This window comes from Lysobacter sp. Soil_C_59 (assembly GCF_057656415.1).
On the sequence record NZ_JBDGKK010000008.1, the window covers coordinates 99,205 to 116,931 of the forward strand.

General features: G+C 68.7%; 19 protein-coding genes. All 19 read right to left on the bottom strand.

Annotated elements, in window-relative coordinates:
- Entirely contained in the window at positions 1 to 1,143 is a 1,143-nt protein-coding gene (motD, locus tag AC3A3Q_RS14815) for a flagellar motor protein MotD (RefSeq protein WP_487586968.1), read from the bottom strand.
- A gap of 7 nt (positions 1,144 to 1,150) precedes the next feature.
- Positions 1,151 to 1,891, bottom strand: a complete 741-nt coding sequence (locus tag AC3A3Q_RS14820) for a flagellar motor protein (protein WP_487586969.1) — start codon at positions 1,889 to 1,891, stop codon at positions 1,151 to 1,153.
- Positions 1,892 to 1,917: 26 nt separating this feature from the next.
- Positions 1,918 to 3,711: a chemotaxis protein CheA gene (locus AC3A3Q_RS14825; RefSeq protein WP_487586970.1), complete on the bottom strand. Its 1,794-nt coding sequence runs from the start codon at positions 3,709 to 3,711 to the stop codon at positions 1,918 to 1,920.
- Between the two features lie 5 nt (positions 3,712 to 3,716).
- Positions 3,717 to 4,352, bottom strand: a complete 636-nt coding sequence (locus AC3A3Q_RS14830; protein ID WP_487586971.1) for a protein phosphatase CheZ — start codon at positions 4,350 to 4,352, stop codon at positions 3,717 to 3,719.
- Positions 4,349 to 4,741 (bottom strand): chemotaxis response regulator CheY, encoded by a 393-nt coding sequence (cheY, locus tag AC3A3Q_RS14835; protein ID WP_158730968.1) that lies wholly within the window; start codon positions 4,739 to 4,741, stop codon positions 4,349 to 4,351. Before cheY ends, AC3A3Q_RS14830 begins: the two co-directional genes overlap by 4 nt.
- A 44-nt stretch (positions 4,742 to 4,785) precedes the next feature.
- On the bottom strand, positions 4,786 to 5,547 hold the full coding sequence (locus AC3A3Q_RS14840) for an RNA polymerase sigma factor FliA (RefSeq protein WP_487586972.1): 762 nt from the start codon (positions 5,545 to 5,547) through the stop codon (positions 4,786 to 4,788).
- Positions 5,544 to 6,476, bottom strand: a complete 933-nt coding sequence (locus AC3A3Q_RS14845) for a MinD/ParA family protein (protein ID WP_487586973.1) — start codon at positions 6,474 to 6,476, stop codon at positions 5,544 to 5,546. The genes AC3A3Q_RS14840 and AC3A3Q_RS14845 overlap by 4 nt, the downstream gene beginning before the upstream one ends.
- The gene (locus tag AC3A3Q_RS14850) at positions 6,463 to 8,223 is read right to left on the bottom strand and encodes a flagellar biosynthesis protein FlhF (protein ID WP_487586974.1); all 1,761 of its coding nucleotides are present in this window, start codon (positions 8,221 to 8,223) and stop codon (positions 6,463 to 6,465) included. Before AC3A3Q_RS14850 ends, AC3A3Q_RS14845 begins: the two co-directional genes overlap by 14 nt.
- A gap of 58 nt (positions 8,224 to 8,281) precedes the next feature.
- On the bottom strand, positions 8,282 to 10,348 hold the full coding sequence (flhA, locus tag AC3A3Q_RS14855; RefSeq protein WP_487586975.1) for a flagellar biosynthesis protein FlhA: 2,067 nt from the start codon (positions 10,346 to 10,348) through the stop codon (positions 8,282 to 8,284).
- Complete coding sequence (gene flhB / locus AC3A3Q_RS14860; protein WP_487586976.1) at positions 10,345 to 11,499, bottom strand: flagellar biosynthesis protein FlhB; 1,155 nt, start codon at positions 11,497 to 11,499, stop codon at positions 10,345 to 10,347. Before flhB ends, flhA begins: the two co-directional genes overlap by 4 nt.
- Positions 11,500 to 11,505: 6 nt before the next feature.
- Positions 11,506 to 12,303 carry a flagellar biosynthetic protein FliR gene (gene fliR, locus AC3A3Q_RS14865; RefSeq protein ID WP_487586977.1) on the bottom strand — a complete coding sequence of 266 codons (798 nt, stop codon included), beginning with the start codon at positions 12,301 to 12,303 and terminating at the stop codon, positions 11,506 to 11,508.
- A 9-nt stretch (positions 12,304 to 12,312) separates the two neighbouring features.
- Positions 12,313 to 12,582: a flagellar biosynthetic protein FliQ gene (locus tag AC3A3Q_RS14870; RefSeq protein ID WP_487586978.1), complete on the bottom strand. Its 270-nt coding sequence runs from the start codon at positions 12,580 to 12,582 to the stop codon at positions 12,313 to 12,315.
- A 13-nt stretch (positions 12,583 to 12,595) separates the two neighbouring features.
- Positions 12,596 to 13,372, bottom strand: a complete 777-nt coding sequence (fliP, locus tag AC3A3Q_RS14875; RefSeq protein ID WP_487587046.1) for a flagellar type III secretion system pore protein FliP — start codon at positions 13,370 to 13,372, stop codon at positions 12,596 to 12,598.
- 71 nt (positions 13,373 to 13,443) lie between these two features.
- Positions 13,444 to 13,836, bottom strand: a complete 393-nt coding sequence (gene fliO, locus AC3A3Q_RS14880; RefSeq protein WP_487586979.1) for a flagellar biosynthetic protein FliO — start codon at positions 13,834 to 13,836, stop codon at positions 13,444 to 13,446.
- On the bottom strand, positions 13,833 to 14,171 hold the full coding sequence (fliN, locus tag AC3A3Q_RS14885; protein WP_487586980.1) for a flagellar motor switch protein FliN: 339 nt from the start codon (positions 14,169 to 14,171) through the stop codon (positions 13,833 to 13,835). The genes fliO and fliN overlap by 4 nt, the downstream gene beginning before the upstream one ends.
- Positions 14,168 to 15,175, bottom strand: coding sequence for a flagellar motor switch protein FliM (fliM, locus tag AC3A3Q_RS14890; protein WP_158730979.1), 1,008 nt, complete (start codon positions 15,173 to 15,175; stop codon positions 14,168 to 14,170). Before fliM ends, fliN begins: the two co-directional genes overlap by 4 nt.
- Positions 15,172 to 15,675, bottom strand: coding sequence for a flagellar basal body-associated FliL family protein (locus AC3A3Q_RS14895; RefSeq protein ID WP_487586981.1), 504 nt, complete (start codon positions 15,673 to 15,675; stop codon positions 15,172 to 15,174). Before AC3A3Q_RS14895 ends, fliM begins: the two co-directional genes overlap by 4 nt.
- A 490-nt stretch (positions 15,676 to 16,165) precedes the next feature.
- Positions 16,166 to 17,260 (bottom strand): flagellar hook-length control protein FliK, encoded by a 1,095-nt coding sequence (locus tag AC3A3Q_RS14900; RefSeq protein ID WP_487586982.1) that lies wholly within the window; start codon positions 17,258 to 17,260, stop codon positions 16,166 to 16,168.
- Complete coding sequence (locus tag AC3A3Q_RS14905) at positions 17,257 to 17,724, bottom strand: flagellar export protein FliJ (RefSeq protein ID WP_487586983.1); 468 nt, start codon at positions 17,722 to 17,724, stop codon at positions 17,257 to 17,259. The genes AC3A3Q_RS14900 and AC3A3Q_RS14905 overlap by 4 nt, the downstream gene beginning before the upstream one ends.
- Positions 17,725 to 17,727 lie beyond the last annotated feature (3 nt).

Genomic DNA, 17,727 nt, shown 5'->3' on the forward strand with positions numbered 1-17,727 from the left:
TCAGCCAGCCTCCGAGTCGGACGCGAGTCGTGCATACACCGTTGCCGGTGGTGCGGTCATCGCTGAGTGGATGGAAGGCGCTTGCACCTCATGCGTGGCCGCCGCGGGTGGTGTCACGGTGGCGGCTGGGCTGGCGGCGTGCGGGATGACGCGTGGAATGCCGGCCGGCGCATGGATCGCGACCGTGCCGATGGCCGTCGTGGATGGCGCCGTGGTTGCGGGCGTGGCCTGTTGCATCGGGACAGGCGGTGCTTCGCCCAGCGCGATGGCCGGTGTCTTGTCCGGAACCGCGTCCGGGCCCTGGGGTGCGGCGAGGATCACCAGCAGGACGCGACGATTGGCGTTGCGGCCTTCGACGGTGGCGTTGTCGGCGATCGGCTGGTGCTGGCCATAACCGACGACCGCAAGGCGATCGGCGCCGATGCCCTCGGCAACGAGCACGTGCACCACGCTCGCCGCGCGCGCCGCCGACAGCTCCCAGTTCGACTGGAACTGCACGGTATTGATCGGGACGTTGTCGGTGTAACCCTCCACGCGCAGCGCGTTGGGCGCTTCGCGCAGCACCGCGGCGAGCTTGCGCACCGTGGCGCTGGCCACGGCACTGGGCTGGGCGACACCGCTGGCGAACAGGATGTCGCTCTGGATCTCGACTTCCAGGTAGGTGCGGCCGCGACGCACCGTGACCAGCTTCTGCCGCACCAGTTCGGTCAGGGCTTCCTGGATCTTCGCCCCGAGCGAGTTGAGCTGGGTATCGCGCTCGAGCAGCGCATGCTGTTCGACCGCGGAGTTGTTCTGGTGGTTACGGCCGAAGGTGGGCATGTCGAGCATCTGCCGCACGCGCACGCTGGTCACCGCGGTGGTCGAGGCCGGGCCGGTCTTGGCCGCGGCGGTCTGCAGCGAGGGCCGGTCGAACGACGAGCCGCGCAGCTGCGCCTTGCCGAGCTGGATCGGCACGATGGTCCGCGGCGGGCCGCCAAAGGCCGACGACAATGCATCGGACACGACCCGGTACTTGCCCTCGTTGATCGAGGAGATCGCGTACATCACCACGAAGAAGGCCAGCAACAACGTCATCAGGTCGCCATAGGGGATCGCCCAGGCTTCATGGTTGATGTGGTCTTCGTGGTGGCGTTTGCGTGCCATCGCGCCCTCAGTGCACGTAGCCGTTGAGGCGGGCTTCGATGTTGCGCGGATTCTCGCCCTGGGCGATGGCGATCAGGCCTTCGATGATCATCTCGCGCTCTTCGGTCTGCGACTGCACCAGCCCCTTGAGCTTGCTCGCCATCGGCAGCAGCGCCAGGTTGGCCGAACCGATGCCGTAGATGGTCGCGGTGAACGCCGCGGCGATGCCGTGGCCGAGCTTGCTCGGGTCGGCGAGGTTCTTCATCACCGCCATGAGGCCCAGGACGGCACCGATGATGCCCAGTGTCGGCGCGTAGATGCCCATGCCCTCGAACACCTTGGCCGCGGCCAGGTCGCGCGAGCTCTGGCCGTGCAGGTCGATCTCGAGCATCTGCCGGATCGATTCGGGCTCGACGCCGTCGACGACCATCTGCAGACCCTTGCGCATGAACGCGTCCTCCTGCATCTGCACCTGTGCTTCCAGGCCCAGCAGCCCCTGCTTGCGCGCAGTGGTGGACCATTCGACGATCTGCGCGATCACCGCCACGCGATCGTGCGCGGGCGGCTGGAACACCCAGCGGAACATCCGCATCGCCCGCATGAACGTCGCCATCGGCGTCTGCAGCAGGATCGCCGCCAACGTGCCGATGATGACGATCACGAATGCTGCCGGCGACCAAAGCCCGGACAAACCGGCGCCCTTGAGCACGCTGCCACCCAGCAGTGCTGCCAGGGCGAGAACTGCACCAGTGATACTGAGTCGATCCATGAGGTTTTTATCGGTTGCAGTGGGGATTACTTGAGCTGCGAACGCGAACCCGCCACGCTTTCGCGCAATCCGGTGCGCAGCAGTGCATCGACGTCCAGGATCAATGTCATGCGACCGTCACCAACGAGGCTGGCGCCGGCGTAGCCGGGCAATCCACGCAGCGTCGGCGGCAGTGCCTTGATGACGACTTCCTCGCGACCGCGCACGCGATCGACGATCAGGCAGAAGCGTTGCTCGCCCGACTGCAGGACGACGCAGGTTGCTTCGGCCAGCGTGACCGGCGCCAGGCCGAGCCATTCGCGCAGGTCAAGCAGTGGCAGCGGTTCCTGGCGCAGGTCCAGTACCTGCTGGCCGTCGATCACCAATGTGTTGCCGGTCTGGTAGGCGAGCACTTCGACCACTCGCACCAGCGGAAGTGCATAGACGTCGTCGTCGATCTCGACCAGCAGCGTCGGCAGGATCGCGAGCGTGAGCGGCACGCGGATCGCGAAGCGGCTACCGACGCCGGGCTCGGAGTGGATCTGCACGAATCCGGACAGTTCACGGATGCGCGACTGCACCACGTCCATGCCGACACCGCGACCGGACAGGTCGCTGACTTCGTCACGGGTGGAGAAGCCGGGCAGGAAGATCAGCTGCAGGCATTCCTCGCCCGACAGGCGCGCTGCGGCCTCGGCGTCGATCAGGCCCTTGTCGATGGCCTTGCGACGGACCTTCTCCGGATCGATGCCGTTGCCGTCGTCGCGGACTTCGATGGCGACGTGGTCGCCTTCCTGCTGCGCGCTCAGGCGCACGCGGCCCTGCTCGGGCTTGCCGGCGCGGGTGCGTGCCTGTGGCATCTCGATGCCGTGGTCGATCGCATTGCGGACCAGGTGCACCAGCGGGTCGGCCAGCGCTTCGACCAGGTTGCGGTCGAGTTCGGTCTCGGCGCCGACCACTTCCAGGTCGACGTTCTTCTTGAGCTGCCGCGCGACGTCGCGCGCGAGCTTGGGGAATCGGGCGAAGACGCGACCGACCGGCTGCATGCGCGCGGTCATCACCGCCGACTGCAGGCGCGAGGTGGCGACATCGAGCGAGCTGACCGCGCGGTCGAGATCGTCGTCGCGAAGGCGCGGGCGGATCGTCTTGAGGCGGTTGCGGGCCAGTACGAGCTCGCCGACCAGGTTGACCATCGCGTCCAGGCGGCGCACGTCGACGCGGACGGTGACCTCAGCCGGTTCGGCTGGCGCGGCCGCGGCTGATTTGGCAGGCACAGGCGTGGCGGCCTGAACGGGCGCGACCACGGCCGGCGCAGGCGCAGGCGCTGCTTCACCGGGAATGCCGCCAGCCCCATGGAGGCTGTCGAGCAGGGCTTCGAAATCGAGGTCGTCGATGTCGTCGCCGCCGGACGCAAACGCAGCGATCGCGGCGCTGGGCGCGGCCATCACCTGGGTTTGCGCGCAGGCACCGGCACGCAACGAAGCCAGCAACGCATCGGGCGCGGGCGTGGGCGCCATCCCGGCCGACACGCTGTGGAGCATGTCGGTCAGCAGGTCGAGCGATTGCTGCGCGCCGTCGAAGGCTTCGGCATCGAGCGGGGCAACGCCGGTGCGCGCGGCGTTGAGGCGATCTTCCACTGCATGGCAGATCGCCACCATCGGCGTGAAGTCTAGGAAGCCGGCGCCGCCCTTGATGGTGTGGAATCCGCGGAACACCGCGTTGAGGCATTCGCGGTCGGTCGGGGCGTGCTCCAGCGCGACCATCTGCTCGCCGAGCTGGTCGAGGATCTCGCCGACCTCGACGAGGAAGTCGGCGCAGATGTCGGAGGCGATGGCAGACACGTCGGCTACAACCCCAGCGACGACAACAGCTGGTTGGCGTCGTCCTGCGTTGCCGCAGGCGGATCGACGCCAGCCAGGGACGGGCCGTGGCCGTGGCTGGGCAGCCGCAGCCGGCCGTTGTCATCATGGCCATCGCGATCGGCCATGTCGCCCAGGCCCGCATGCACCGCGCGGACCAGCTCGACCACGCGGCGGATGATCTGCCCGGTGAGGTCCTGGTAGCCCTGGGCTGCTGTCATCTCGGAAAGGCGGGCGCGGATCGCCAGCAGCGTGGCGGCGTGCTCTTCCGGGCCGGCTTCCGGCAGCGTGGCGAGCAACGCGCCACATTCCTGGATCAGGTCGAGGCTGTGGTGGCTGGCGTCTTCGCTCATGCGCACGACGTGCTCCAGTCGCGCGCAGGCTTCGGGCAGGGAACCACTGCCGGCCCCGCTGCCATCGCCCATCGCCTGCTCGAGTTCGCGCGCCAGCTTCGCCAGCCCCTGAACCAGCGGTTGCGTGCGCCACTGGATCAGTTCATCGACATGCGTGCGCCACGCCGAGTGATCGTCGGCCTCGAGGGCGTCGAGCGCGGCGTGCAGGCAGTCGATCACGGTCTGGCGGTCGCCCATGCGGGCGCCGGCGGAAACCGGCACGGCATTCACGCCGCGGCCCCGAGGCGCTCGAAGATCTTGCCGAGCTTGTCGCCCAGCGTCGCGGCGGTGAAAGGCTTGATCACGTAGCCATTGACGCCGGCCTGCGCGGCTTCGAGGATCTGCTCGCGCTTGGCCTCGGCGGTGACCAGCAACACCGGGATCTTCGCCAGCGCGGTATCGGCGCGGATCGCCTTGAGCAGGTCGATGCCGGGCATGCCGGGCATGTTCCAGTCGGTGATGACCAGGTCGAACGGGCCCTTGCGCAGCTCGACCAGGGCGCTGTTGCCGTCATCGGCTTCGGCGGTATTGAAGAATCCCAGGTCGTTGAGCAGGTTCTTGACGATGCGGCGCATGGTTGAGAAGTCGTCGACGATGAGGATGCGGATGTTCTTGTCCATGCGGGTCTCGTGGTGGTTCGGGTGTTGGCGATTGCGGAAAGTGGTCAGGGAAGGTAGTCGTCGTCTTCTTCGCGGTCGCCGCGCCAGTCGCCCAGGCGGGCGCGCAGGCGCACCATGGCCTGGCCGTGGATCTGGCAGACGCGCGATTCGCTGACCGACAGCACCGCGCCGATCTCGCGCAGGTTCATTTCCTGCTCGTAGTACAGCGACAGCACCAGCTGCTCGCGCTCGGGCAGGCCGCCGATCGCTTCGCCCAGTGCTTCGCGGAACGCGCCGTTCTCGAACATACGTGCCGGCGTGGCGTTGCTGCTCGTGGCCAGGCGCGGTTCGCCGTCGTGTTCTTCCATGTGGGCATCGAGGCTGACCAGCTGGCCGCGGGCCGCGTCCTCGACCATGCGGTGGTACTCGTCCAGGCCGATGCCGAGCGCGTCGGCGACCTGCTGCGCGGTGGCGGCGCGGCCGGTGCGCTGCTCGATGTCGCGCGTGGCGGCGATCATGTCGCGGTAGCGCCGGTGCACCGAGCGCGGCACCCAGTCGCCCCTGCGGATCTCGTCGATCATCGCGCCGCGGATGCGGATGGAGGCATAGGTTTCGAAGGCGGCACCCTGGTCGGCCTGGAAGTTGCGGGCCGCATCGATCAGGCCGAGCATGCCGGCCTGGATCAGGTCGTCGATCTCGACGCTGGCCGGCAGGCGCGCGGCCAGGTGGTGGGCGATGCGTCGGACCAGCTCGCCATGACGCACGACGATGTCGGCGGCGCTGCCGTTCTGGGCGGCGCGGTAGTGGGCGGCGGCGACGGCGTTCATGCGGCCGAGCGCCGCATCGGCGCGACCGCCGACGCAATCGGCTGCACATTCGCCGGTGCCTGTGCGATCAGGCGCTCGATGAAGAATTCAACATGCCCGCGCGGCCCCGGCGGCGACTGCCATTGCCGCGATCGGCGGGCGATGTCGCGGAACGCCAGTGCCGACGGCGCCGACGGGAATGCATCGACGACGGCTTCCTGGCGCTGGATGGCGCGGCGCAGCCATTCGTCGCGCGGAATCGCGCCGAGGTAGTTGAGGGTGATGTCGAGGAAGCGGTTGCTGACGCGCTGCAGCTTCTCGAACAGCTGGCGGCCTTCGGCGGCGTGCTGCACCTGGTTGGCCAGCACCTGCACGCGGGTCAGGCCGCGCTCGCGGTTGAGCACCTTGATCAGCGCGTAGGCATCGGTGACCGAGGCCGGCTCGTCGCAGACCACGACGATCACGTCCTGCGCGGCCTGGCAGAACGTCAGCACGCCGTCGGCGATGCCGGCTGCGTTGTCGATGACCATCGCGTCGAGCGGCAGGTCGAGCTGCGAGAACGCATGCACCAGGCCGACGTGCTGCTGCGGTTGCAGTTCGGTCATGTGGCGCTTGCCCGAGGAGGCCGGCACCACCATCAGACCGCCAGGTCCCTCGATGATCGTGTCGCGAAGTTCACAGCGGCCGGCGAACACGTCGGCCAGGGTGAAGCGTGGAGACAGGCCGAGCATCACGTCGACGTTGGCCAGGCCCAGGTCGGTATCGAGCAGGAGCGTGCGCTGGCCGGCATTGACCAGCGCCGTGGCGAGGTTGACCGACACCGAGGTCTTGCCGACACCGCCCTTGCCGCTGGCAACCGCTATCACGCGCGGCGCCGCATGGCCTGCAGGTGAGGGCAGGGGAGCGGAATGCTCGTTCGCGGCGAGCGGGTGGGAGTCAGGCGACTGCATGGCGTTCCTCGGGTGCGAGGGGGTTATCGGCAGCACGGCGCACTTTCTCCAGTGTCCGTGCCAGGCGGGTGGCGTCGGCGGTGTCGATGTCGTCCGGGACGTTCTGGCCGTGGGTGGTGTAGGCCAGCGGCAGGCCGTGGCGGACCGTGACCGAGAGCGCCGAGCCAAGGCGTCCGGTTTCGTCGACCTTGGTCAGCACCACGCCCTCGGGCGCGGCCGGTCCGTAACGGCGGATGACTTCGCTGAGGTCGTGCGGGTGGGCATTGGCCGGCAGCACCAGCAGGCTGCGCACGTTGCGCGACTGGTGCAGCCACAGGATCTGGCCGAACAGGCCGCGGTCGCGCGGCGAGTAGCCGGGCGTGTCGACGATCACCAGCGGGTAATCGGTGAGCTGGGCAAGCGCGGCCTGCAGGCCTTCGGGACCGGCGGCCTCGCAGACGGTGATGCCGAGGCGACGGCCGTGCGCATGCAACTGCTCGCGGGCGCCGGCGCGCTCGCCGTCGGTGGTGACCAGGGCGACATCGCGGGCACGATGGCGCGCGGCGAAGCGCGCGGCCAGCTTGGCGGCCGTGGTGGTCTTGCCCGAACCGGTCGGGCCGACCAGGGCGATCACGCCGCCGTCGTCGATGGTTTCGCTGCGCGCGGTGGCGATCATGCGCGACAGTTCGGCCAGCATCGGCTCGAGGATCCGTGCCGGATCCAGGCGCGGATCGATCTTGGCCGCCACTGCCTGGGCGAGTACGTCTTCGCAGCCGAAGTCGAGCAGTGCCTCGTAGGCCGCGGCGCGTGCCGGCGACCCGCGCAGCCGCTCGAGCGAGTACTGCTCCATCTGCCGTTCGATCAGCTGGCGCATGCTCGACAGCTCGGCACGCATGGAGAGGATTGCCGGGTCGGCCTGCTCGGCGGAGGTTTCGATGGCGCGAAGGGCTTGCGCCTCCGGTGCGGCGATCGGGTCGGGAGTCGCTGCCTTGTCTTCATTGGCCGCCGGCAGGTCGACCGGTGTGGTCGGCAGCGCGGACACGGCGGCGGGGATGGCGAGGTAATCGGCATCGATGGCGCTGGCGGGCGCCGGTGCGCTCACTGTTTGCGGCGCGGTTTCGATCTCGACGAAAGGCAAGGCGGTCGTTGCCGGCTCGACCGGATCGAGCGCGGCCATCATCGCCTCGAAGGCATTGGTGGGGGCGGCAGCAACAACTGCCGGCAGAACGCTTGGCTGGATGGACGCGGGCGCCGTCGCCGGCACGACCGGATCGGCAGGCGCAGTGACAGCCGGGGCCGGAGTCTTCGCCGTAGCAGTCAACTCGGCCAGCGTCGGGCCGTCACCGATCTTGAACACCGCGCGTGCGCGCGCCGCGAGTGACTCGCGTGCCGGCGCATTACGCGTTGCGGTCGCGACCGATTCGGTAGCCATGGCCGGTTCGGCAACCAGGGTTCGCTGCACCGCTATGGCCGCGGGCAAGGGTTCGGCAGCAGGCATCGCCATCGTTGCGACTGCAGCCATGACCGGCGCAGGCACAGCCGCCATCGGTGCAGCAGGCAGCGGAGCCACCGGTGCGACATCCATGCCCGGCAGCGCGGCGCGCAATGCCTGCGACACCAGCGATTCGTCGTAGTCGGTGGCGGCGACAACCTCGATGCCACCATCGATGGCGCGATTGGACAGGATCACCGCATCGGGGCCCTGTTCGTCGCGGACCATGCGCAACGCGGTGCGCATGTCGGGGGCGATGAAACGCTTGATTCTCACTGCTTCCTCCTGCCGCGCCGGAACGCCGACGCCACGCTTGTTTCAAGGCACGCTTGTCTTACCCAATCGCACCGACCAGTCGCAGGCGCTTGTCCTCGGGGACCTCGCCGTAGGCCAGTACCGACAGCGAGGGAACGCTGTGCCGCACCAGCCGCGCCAGCGTCGCGCGGACCCCGCCCGGGACCAGCAACACCGCGGGTTCACCGCGGCCTTCCTGGCGGGTCACGCACTCGCTGAGGTTCTGATGCAGACGCTCGGCGAGTCCGGGTTCCAGCGCGGCGCCCTGGCCGCTGACGGAGTCCTGCAATACCCGTTCCAGAGCCGGCGCCAGGGTGTAGACGGGCAGCTCGGCGGCCATGCCGTTGAGTTCCTGGACGATGAAGCGCCCCAGCGCGGTGCGCACCGCGGCGGTGAGCAGGGCCGGGTCCTGGGTATGCGGGCCGTGGTCGAGCAGCGCTTCGACTATCTGGCGCATCTGCCGCACCGGCACGCGCTCGGCCAGCAGCGACTGCAGCACCTTCACCACCACCGACAGCGGCAGCAGTTTTGGCGTCAAATCTTCGACGAGCTTGGGCACGCTGCGTCCAAGACCCGTCAGCAGCTGCTGTACCTCTTCGTGGCCAAGCAGTTCGGCCGCGCGCTCGCGGACCAGGTGGGAGAGATGGGTGGCGACCACCGTCGCCGCGTCCACTACCGTGTAGCCCAGCGATTCGGCATGGGCACGCTGGCCCGGCGGGATCCACACCGCGTCCAGTCCGAAGGCCGGGTCCTTGCCCGGGATGCCTTCCAGCGGACCGAACACGCGCCCCGGATCCAGTGCCAGTTCGCGATCGGGATGCAGCTCGCCGGTGGCGATGGGCACGCCGTGCACGAGCAGGCGGTACTGGCCCGGCGCGAGTTCGAGGTTGTCGCGCACGTGAACCGCCGGTACCAGGAAGCCCAGGTCCTGGGTGAGCTTGCGGCGCACGCCTTTGAGGCGCGCCAGAAGTTCGCCACCCTGGGCCTTGTCGACCAGCGCGATCAGGCGGTAGCCCACTTCCAGTGCCAGCGGCTCGACCGGCCGGATCTCGTCCCAGCTCAGTTCCGCACTCGGCGACGGCGTGCTGGCAATGCTGGCTTCCGGTGCGTTGGCCTGCGCCTCTTCACGCTGGCGCAGTTTCCACGCCGCAAAACCCAGGATCGCCGCCAGAAGAAGGAAAGGAACGTTCGGCATCCCCGGCACCACGCCGACCAGCGCCATCAGCAGCGCCGAGACGGTGAGCGCACGCTGGTGGCCGAAGACCTGCTTGGACACCGCCGCGCCCATCTCCTGCTCGCCGGTGGAGCGGGTGACCAGCATCGCCACCGCGGTCGCCACCAGCAGTGCCGGCAACTGCGCCACCAGGCCGTCGCCGATTGCCAGCAGGGTGTAGGTCTTGACCGCTTCGCCGAAGGCCATGTCGTGCTGCAGAACACCGATCAGCATGCCGCCGACCAGGTTGATCACCAGGATCAGGATGCCGGCGATGGCGTCGCCGCGCACGAACTTGCTGGCGCCGTCCATCGAACCGTAGAAGTCGGCTTCATCGCGCACTTCCTGGCGCCGCGCCTTGGCGTCCTCGCGGGTGAGCAGGCCGGCGTTGAGGTCGGCGTCGATCGCCATCTGCTTGCCGGGCAGGGCATCGAGGATGAAGCGCGCCGACACTTCCGAGATGCGGCCGGCGCCCTTGGTGACGACCACGAAGTTGACGATGGTGAGGATCGCGAACACCACCAGGCCGACGGCATAGCTGCCGCCGATCACGAACTGGCCGAACGACTCGATCACGTGGCCGGCGGCGCCGGCGCCTTCATGGCCGTGCAGCAGCACCACGCGGGTGGAGGCGACGTTCAGCGCCAGCCGCAGCAGGGTGACCATCAAAAGCACGCTGGGGAAGATCGAGAACTCCAGCGGCCGCTTGACGTAGACCACCGCCAGCATCACCACCAGCGACAGCGCGATGTTGATGGTGAACAATGCGTCCAGCAGCATCGGCGGCAATGGCACGACGACCATCGCCAGCATCGCCATCACCACGATCGGTGCGGCGGCGCCGTCGCGGATGGCGTTCATCCATCCGGGCGTACCGCTGGGCTGGGCGCTCATCGCGACGTGTCCTCGTCAAGGGCGTCGTCAGGCGCGCCGTCGCTGCCGACGTCGACCGTCGCCAGCGACGGCATCGGGCCACGGCCCGGCACCCAGGCCTTGAGCTGGTACACGTAGGAGAGCACTTGTGCGACTGCGGCGTAGAGCTTCACCGGGATTTCCTGGTCGACCTGCGCCTGCCGATACAAGGCGCGTGCCAGAGGCGGCGCCTCGATCACGGCAACCCGGTTCTTCTCGGCCACGGCGCGGATCGCCAGCGCCATTTCGTCGACGCCCTTGGCCACCACGGTGGGGGCGCGCATGCGTCCGGCGGCGTACTTCAGGGCGACCGCGTAGTGGGTCGGGTTCATCACCACGACGTCGGCGCCCGGCACGGCGTCCATCATCCGGCGGCGCGACATCTCGCGCGCGACCTGGCGCACGCGCGCCTTGACCTCGGGGTTGCCCTCCGATTCCTTGGCTTCGTCGCGCAGCTCCTGCTTGGTCATCTTCAGCTTGCTGCGGTACTGGAAGTGCTGCCATGGCACGTCGATGGCGGCCAGCGCCCCCAGCGCACCGACCATCGCCAGCAGCGCGGTCACGGCCAGGTCGACCCCCTCGGCGACGGCCACCTCAAGTGATGCTTGCGGCATTGCCAGCAGCGTCGAGAAGGCGCGATGCACGACCCACGTGCCGATGCCGCCGATCAGCAGCACCCGCAGCAGCGAGCGCAGTACTTCGGCCAGGCTTTCGCGGCCGTACATGCGCGCCAGGCCGGCCATGGGGTTCAGGCGCTTGAAATCAGGCTGCAGGGACTCGCCGGCGAACCGCAGCCCGCCCATCACCATCGGCGCGATCACGCAGGCGGCCAGGGCCGCGAGCACCAGCGGCAGCATCGGCAGCACGAGGGCGCCGAACAGGCTGGCCGCATGCGGTATGAAGCGGTCCGGCGCGTCGATCAGGGCACGGTCGAAGGTCAGCGCACCGCGCAGCCAGTCGCGCGAGGCGGCGCCGATGTGGCCACTGGTGGCCTTCAGTGCAATCACCGCGCAACCGAGCACGGCAACGTTGGCCAGCTCGCGCGAGCGCGGCACGTCGCCGCGTTCGCGCGCTTCGCGCAGTCGTTTCTCTGATGGTTGTTCGGTGCGGTCCTCCTGGTCTTCGCTGCTCATCGCCGCTCAACCGGTCAGGCCGCGCGCGGCGGAGAAGGCATCGTTGAACAGGTGTTGCACCGGTGCCTGCAGCTCTCGCGCAAGCATCATCAGCAACAGCAGGCCGACCAGCAGCGACACCGGCAGGCCGATCGCCATCGGGTTGAGCTGCGAAGCGGCGCGGGCGAGCACGCCGAAGGCGATGTTCACCGCCAGCAACGCCATGACCACCGGCAGCGCCAGCAGCACGCCGGCACGCAGGCAGGTGGTGAAGAAGGCCGGCACGGCGGCAAGGAAGGCCTGGGTGTCGGGCAGGGCCACGCCGATCGGCAGGCTCGTGTAACTGTCGGCCAGCAGCGTGATCAGCGCGAGGTGGGCATCGAAGGTGAAGAACAGCAGTCCGAACACCAGGTAGAACCACTGCGACAGCACCGGCGAGGAGGCACCGCTGAGCGGATCGGCCATGGTCGCGAACGACAGGCCCATGCCCTGCGAGACCAGTTCGCCGGCGAGCTGGCCGGCCTCGAACGCGAGCCGCAGCATCAGCCCGATGGCGATGCCTACGGCGAACTCGCGGATCACGCCCAGCACGGTGGCCGCATCGACCGCCATCGCCGGCGGCGTCGGCAGCACGGGGGAGATTGCAGCGGCCAGTGCCAGCGTGATCATCAGGCGTGCACGCCGGGGCATGCCACGACCGCCGAGCATCGGCAACACCTGGATCGTCGCGCCGATCCGCACCGCGTACCACAGCACGGTGCCGAGCATCGCGAACAGGTCGAGCCCGCTGGCGGTGGTCAGGGTGACGGTGTCGGCGACTTGCATTGATACCGCTCAGCCGATCAGGTGCGGGATGCGGTGGAACAGGTCGATCGTGAAGGCGACCATGCGGCCGAGCAGGAAGTGCCCGGTCAGCGCCAGCGTGGCGATCAGCGTGATCGCCTTGACCACGAAGGCGATCGTGGGTTCGTTGATCTGCGTGGCCGCCTGCAGGATGCCGACCACCACGCCGACGGCGAGCACCGCCAGCAACGGCGGTGCACCCAGCAGCATGGCCATCTGCAGGCCGCGCGCGATTTCGCCGAGGGCGACTTCCGGACTCATCGTCGTCGCCCCGTCAGACCGGGTTGAAACTGGCGGCGAGGGAACCGACGACCAGCACCCAGCCGTCGACGAGCACGAACAGCAGGATCTTGAACGGCGCCGAGATCAGCATCGGCGACAGCATCATCATGCCCATCGACATCAGCACGCTCGCCACCACCAGGTCGATGATCACGAACGGGATGTAGACCAGGAACGCGATCTCGAACGCGGTCTTGAGCTCGCTGGTCAGGAACGACGCGGCGAGCACACTGAAGGGCACGTCCTGCGGTGTCGCGTACGGGCCGGTGTGCGACAGGCCGGCGAAGGTGATCAGGTCGTTCTGCCGCACCTGCGCGAACATGAAGCCGCGGAACGGCTCCGACGCCGCCGCCCAGGCACTCTTGAAGTCCATGGTGTTGTTCAGGTACGGCGAGATGCCGGCTGCCCAGGCCTGGTCGAACACCGGCATCATCACCATCGCGGTCAGGAACAGCGCCAGCGCGAGCAGAACCTGGTTGCCCGGCGTCTGCCCGGTGCCCAATGCCTGTCGCAGCAGGCTCAGCACGATGATGATGCGGGTGAACGCGGTGATCCCCATCAGTGCCGCCGGCAGCAGGGTGATGCCGGTCATCAGCGCCAGTACCTGCAGCGGCATGCTGACCGTCTCGCCGCCCACCTTGCCGACGGTGACCGACGGCAGGGCGCGGGCCGGCGCGGCAGTGGTCGGTGCGACCGGTGCTGCAACGGATGCCGGAAGCGGCGTCGCCGGCGAGCGCGCCTGCGCCGATGCCGTGCCGGTTGCGCTCATGACCGTCAACAGGCCTGCGACCAGCAGGCTGCCGATCGTGCGCAACGACCAGCGGATGATCTTGTCGCGGCTCATGCCTTCTTTCCGAAATGCTGTGCGAGCAGCTGCGCGAATGCCGGCGTGGCCGGTTCGGCGACCGGCAGCGGCTGCTCGAGGGTGTGCAGGGTGCGTGTGCCGCCGGCGCCGACGCCGAGCAGCAACTGGGTCTGTCCGACAGCGACGACGACCAGGCGCTCGCGCGGCCCCAGGGCGAGCGAGCCGACGATGCGCAGCGCCGGATTGCTGGCGCCGCCGAAGCCGGGCATGCGCTTGGCCAGCCAGGCCAGCGCGACGATCAGGCCGATCACGAACACCAGCGCGAACACCGCGCCGCCGATGCTGCCGGCGGTCGCCGGCGATGGGGCAGCCGGCACGGCGACATGCGCGGTGGTGGTGGGCACCGTGTGGCTTGCGGCCGTGCTCATCGCAGCCTCTTGATCCGTTCGGCCGGGCTGACCACGTCGGTAAGGCGAACACCGAAGCGGTCGTTGACCACGACTACTTCGCCCTGCGCGATCAGCGTGCCGTTGACGTAGACGTCGAGCGGCTCGCCGGCGCCGCGCTCGAGCTCGACCACCGAGCCCTGGTTGAGCTGCAGCAGGTTGCGGATCGGGATCCGTGCGCGGCCGACTTCCAGCGACAGCGATACCGGCACGTCGAGGATGACGTCGAGGTTGAGGTCGGTGCCATGGCCGAAGGACGCATCGGCGGTCAGCGGGTCGAAGGCGGCTCGTGCAGCGGTGAGGTCGGTGTTGTTCATGGCGTCGCCGTGAGTGATTCGAGGGTAGGGATGGTCCGCGCGGCGTGGACCTGCGTGACCTTGATGGCATTGCGGCCGTTGTGGACGCCGAACTCGCCGGAGAACAGCGGCATCTGCTCGACCTGCAGCTGGACGCTGGTGGCCAGTTCGATGGGGATGATGTCGCCCACGCGCAGGCGCGACAGTTCGCGCAGGCTGATCTGGCGACGCGCGATCGCCGAGCTGAGCTCGACCTCGGCGTCCTGCAGCTGCAGCCGCATCGCCCGCGTCCAGCTTTCGTCCTTCTCGACGCGATCGCTCTGCACGCCGGCATCGAGCTGTTCGCGGATCGGTTCCAGCATCGCGTAGGGCAGGGCGACATGCAGCTCGCCACCACCGCCTTCGAGCTCGACATGGAAGCGGCTGACCACGATGTAGTCGCGCGGGCTGATGATGTTGGCGAAGTGCGGGTTGACCTCGGAGTTGAGGTACTCGAACTCGACCGGCATCACCGGCGCCCAGGCATCGACCAGGTCGGCGAAGGTCTGCTTGAGCAGAAGCTGGATCACGCGCATTTCGGTCGGCGTGAACTCGCGGCCTTCGATCTTGGCCGGGTACTTGCCCATGCCGCCGAAGAAGTTGTCGACCACGGTGAACACCAGGCGCGGCTCGAACATCACGATCGCCGTGCCGCGCAGCGGTTTCATCTTGACCAGGTTGAGGTTGGTCGGGACCTGCAGCGAGTGCATGTACTCGCCGAAGCGCACCAGGTCGATGCCGCGCACCGACAGGTCGGCCGAGCGGCGCAGCAGGTTGAACAGTCCGATGCGCCAGGTGCGGGCGAAGCGTTCGTTGATCATTTCCAGCGTCGGCAGCTTGCCGCGGACGATGCGGTCCTGGCTGGCGAAGTCGTAGCTGCGGGCTTCGCCCGGTGCCGGCGGCGGTTCGGTCTCGACCACGCCGCTGTCGACGCCGTGCAGCAGGGCGTCGATCTCGTCCTGGGAAAGCAGGTCTGCGCTCATCATTGCGTGACCATGCTGGTGAAGATCACCGCTTCGACCTTGTCGGGTGCGCCCTCGGTCTGCAGCAGTTTGCGCACTTCGGCCAGCGCCGATTCCTGCAGGCGTTCCTTGCCGCTGCGCTGTGCGAGCAGCAGCGAGGATTGCTGGCCGAACAGCAGCAGCAGGCGGTTGCGGATCGCCGGCACGTGGGCTTCGAACGCGGCCAGCGTGGCCGGATCGCGGGTGACCAGTTGCAGGTCGGCCTGGAGGTAGCGCACCTCGTTGTCGTCGGCCAGGTTGACCACGAAGGCCGGTTCCAGGGCGAAGTAGTGCACCTGCGGGCGGACCGGCGCGGACTGCGCCGGTGCCTGGGTCGCGGCCTGGACCTGCTGTTGCTGCCACCACCAGCCGCCGCCACCTGCAGCGGCAACCAGGACGATGGCGATCGCCAGCCAGTTGCGCTTGCCGCCTTCTTCGCGCTGGCGTTGGCTGGATTTCGAGGCGTGGGAACTGGGGGCTGACACGTTCGGCGCTCCTGGGGGGCTATGCCGTGTGCCGTGCAAGCGCTGTGCCGTGACCGTGAGCGTTGGCGTGTCGGTGTTTTGACGTAAGTCTGAATGCCGCGATGGCGGTCTGTTGACGAAGTTGCGTCAGGCTGCGGGGCGGCGTCTGCTGCGGAATGGCGTCGTCCGCCGGGTCGGGGATTGCTCCGCCCCTTCGCCGGACATCCTGTCCGGAGGCGGGGCGTGGGCCATCCATGGCCCACTGCTCCGCAATCCCCGACCCGTCGAACGACGCTCGGCATCTCATTGCCCGGTCTTCGTTTTCTTTGTCGTTCCCGCGCAGGCGGGAACCCATGGACGTTGCTCTCAAGCCCGTCATCCCCGCGAAGGCGGGGACCCAGTGACTTGCTTGCATGCGAGAGCGCAAATGGATCCCGGGGTTCGCCGGGATGACGGTGATGGTGCGTCCGCCGGGATGCCGGTGACGGGGCGCTCGCCGGGATCCGGCGTTTCAGGCGTACTCGTCGAGCAGGCCGCGGCTGCGCACGGCCATTGCCGTGCCGGCACTCGCGCGCGAACCGCTGGCAGTTTCCTGCTCACCGTGGGCGGGAGCCTGGCTTTGGCCGGATGGGTTCTGGCCCGCGTGACGCTGGCCGACGTCGGCATGACCGAGTTGCAGGCCTTGCTGGCCGAGCATTTCCCGCAGGCGCGGGACGCTGGCTTCGATCGCCTGGCGCACTTCGACGTGGGCGCTGTGGAACTCGGCGGTCACTCGGGTGCCGTCGAGCTGCACGCGCACCTCGATCGGGCCGACGTGTTCGGGGTTGAGGCGGATCTCGGCGTGGCCGACGCGCTGCTCGGCCATCCATGCGATGCGGGCGCCGAAGCCGTCGTCGAAACCGGCGTCGGGGTCGGTGGGCATTGCCAGCGGCGCAGCGATGACGGTCGCGTCCGCGCGGGGCGGCGAGGCAGCAGGGGCGGCGGTGGCCAACCAACCGAGATCGAACGCAGGCGAGTCGATCGGGGCTGCGGCAAGGTCCTCGCCCCGCGCCGCGGTGGCGGCAGCCAAGTCGGTCAATGCGGCCAGGGCAGGCACGGCGTTGGCGACAGGTGCGCTGTCGGCGGTCGGCGCTGACAGGTTGAACGGCGTCGCCGCACCAGTCATTGGCAGGGGGCGTGATGCACTGGCGCTGGCCGGTGCCGTCTGCGGTGCGTTCGCGGCCGGCAGGCTCCAGCTTCCGGTGATCAGCGCGAGCAACTGGTCGGGAAGCGTGTTGTCTGCCTGCGCCGTTTCGACGCTGGCCGGCTCAAAGGGCGTTGGCGCGGGCAGCGTTGCCACCGGCGGCGCGTCGGTCTTCGCGGCGAGCAGCTCGGCAAAGTCGGTCGGCGAAGACGGCTCGCTGGCGTCGGCATCGCGCTTTGCCGCGGACTGCGTCGAAGGCGCCTGCTTTCCACCTTCAGGCTTTGTCGCTGCATCGGCCGGCTGACTGTCGCCAGCGCCGCCCGGTGCAGGCGCATCCGTCATCCCTTGGCGCGTGCCGCTTCCGGCGGCAGCGACGGTGGACGAAGGCGGCGCGATGCTGGTGCCGGCGGTCGATCCGATCACGGCTTGCTTCCGCCGGATTCGCCGCTCTCGGCCGCGACCGCGGCGGCACGCGCGGTGCGGCCACCGATGTCGTCCAGTTCGCGCTGCACTCGCTGTTCGGCCTGGCGGGATTCCTGCGCGCGATAGCTGTCGGCAAGCTGCCCCAGCACCTTGGTCTCGCGGCTGGCGAGCATCAGGCGTGCACGCTCGACATCGCTCAGGCGCTTGCTGTTGTCGACCACGCCGGCCTGCTGCACCACGGCGGCGTTGAGTCGCTCGCGGAATGCCAGCCGGTTGACCAGCAGTGCCGGGATCGTCGTCGCGGTTGCAGGTGCGGCGGCGTATTCCTCGGCGTAGCGGCGCAGTGCATCCAGCCGCTCCTGTTGCGCTGCCAGCTCGCGTTCGCGCTCGGCGACATCGCGGGCGGCCTTGTCCTGCCGTTGCTGCACCACCTTGAGCAGGGGATCGAGACGTTGCGAACGCATCGG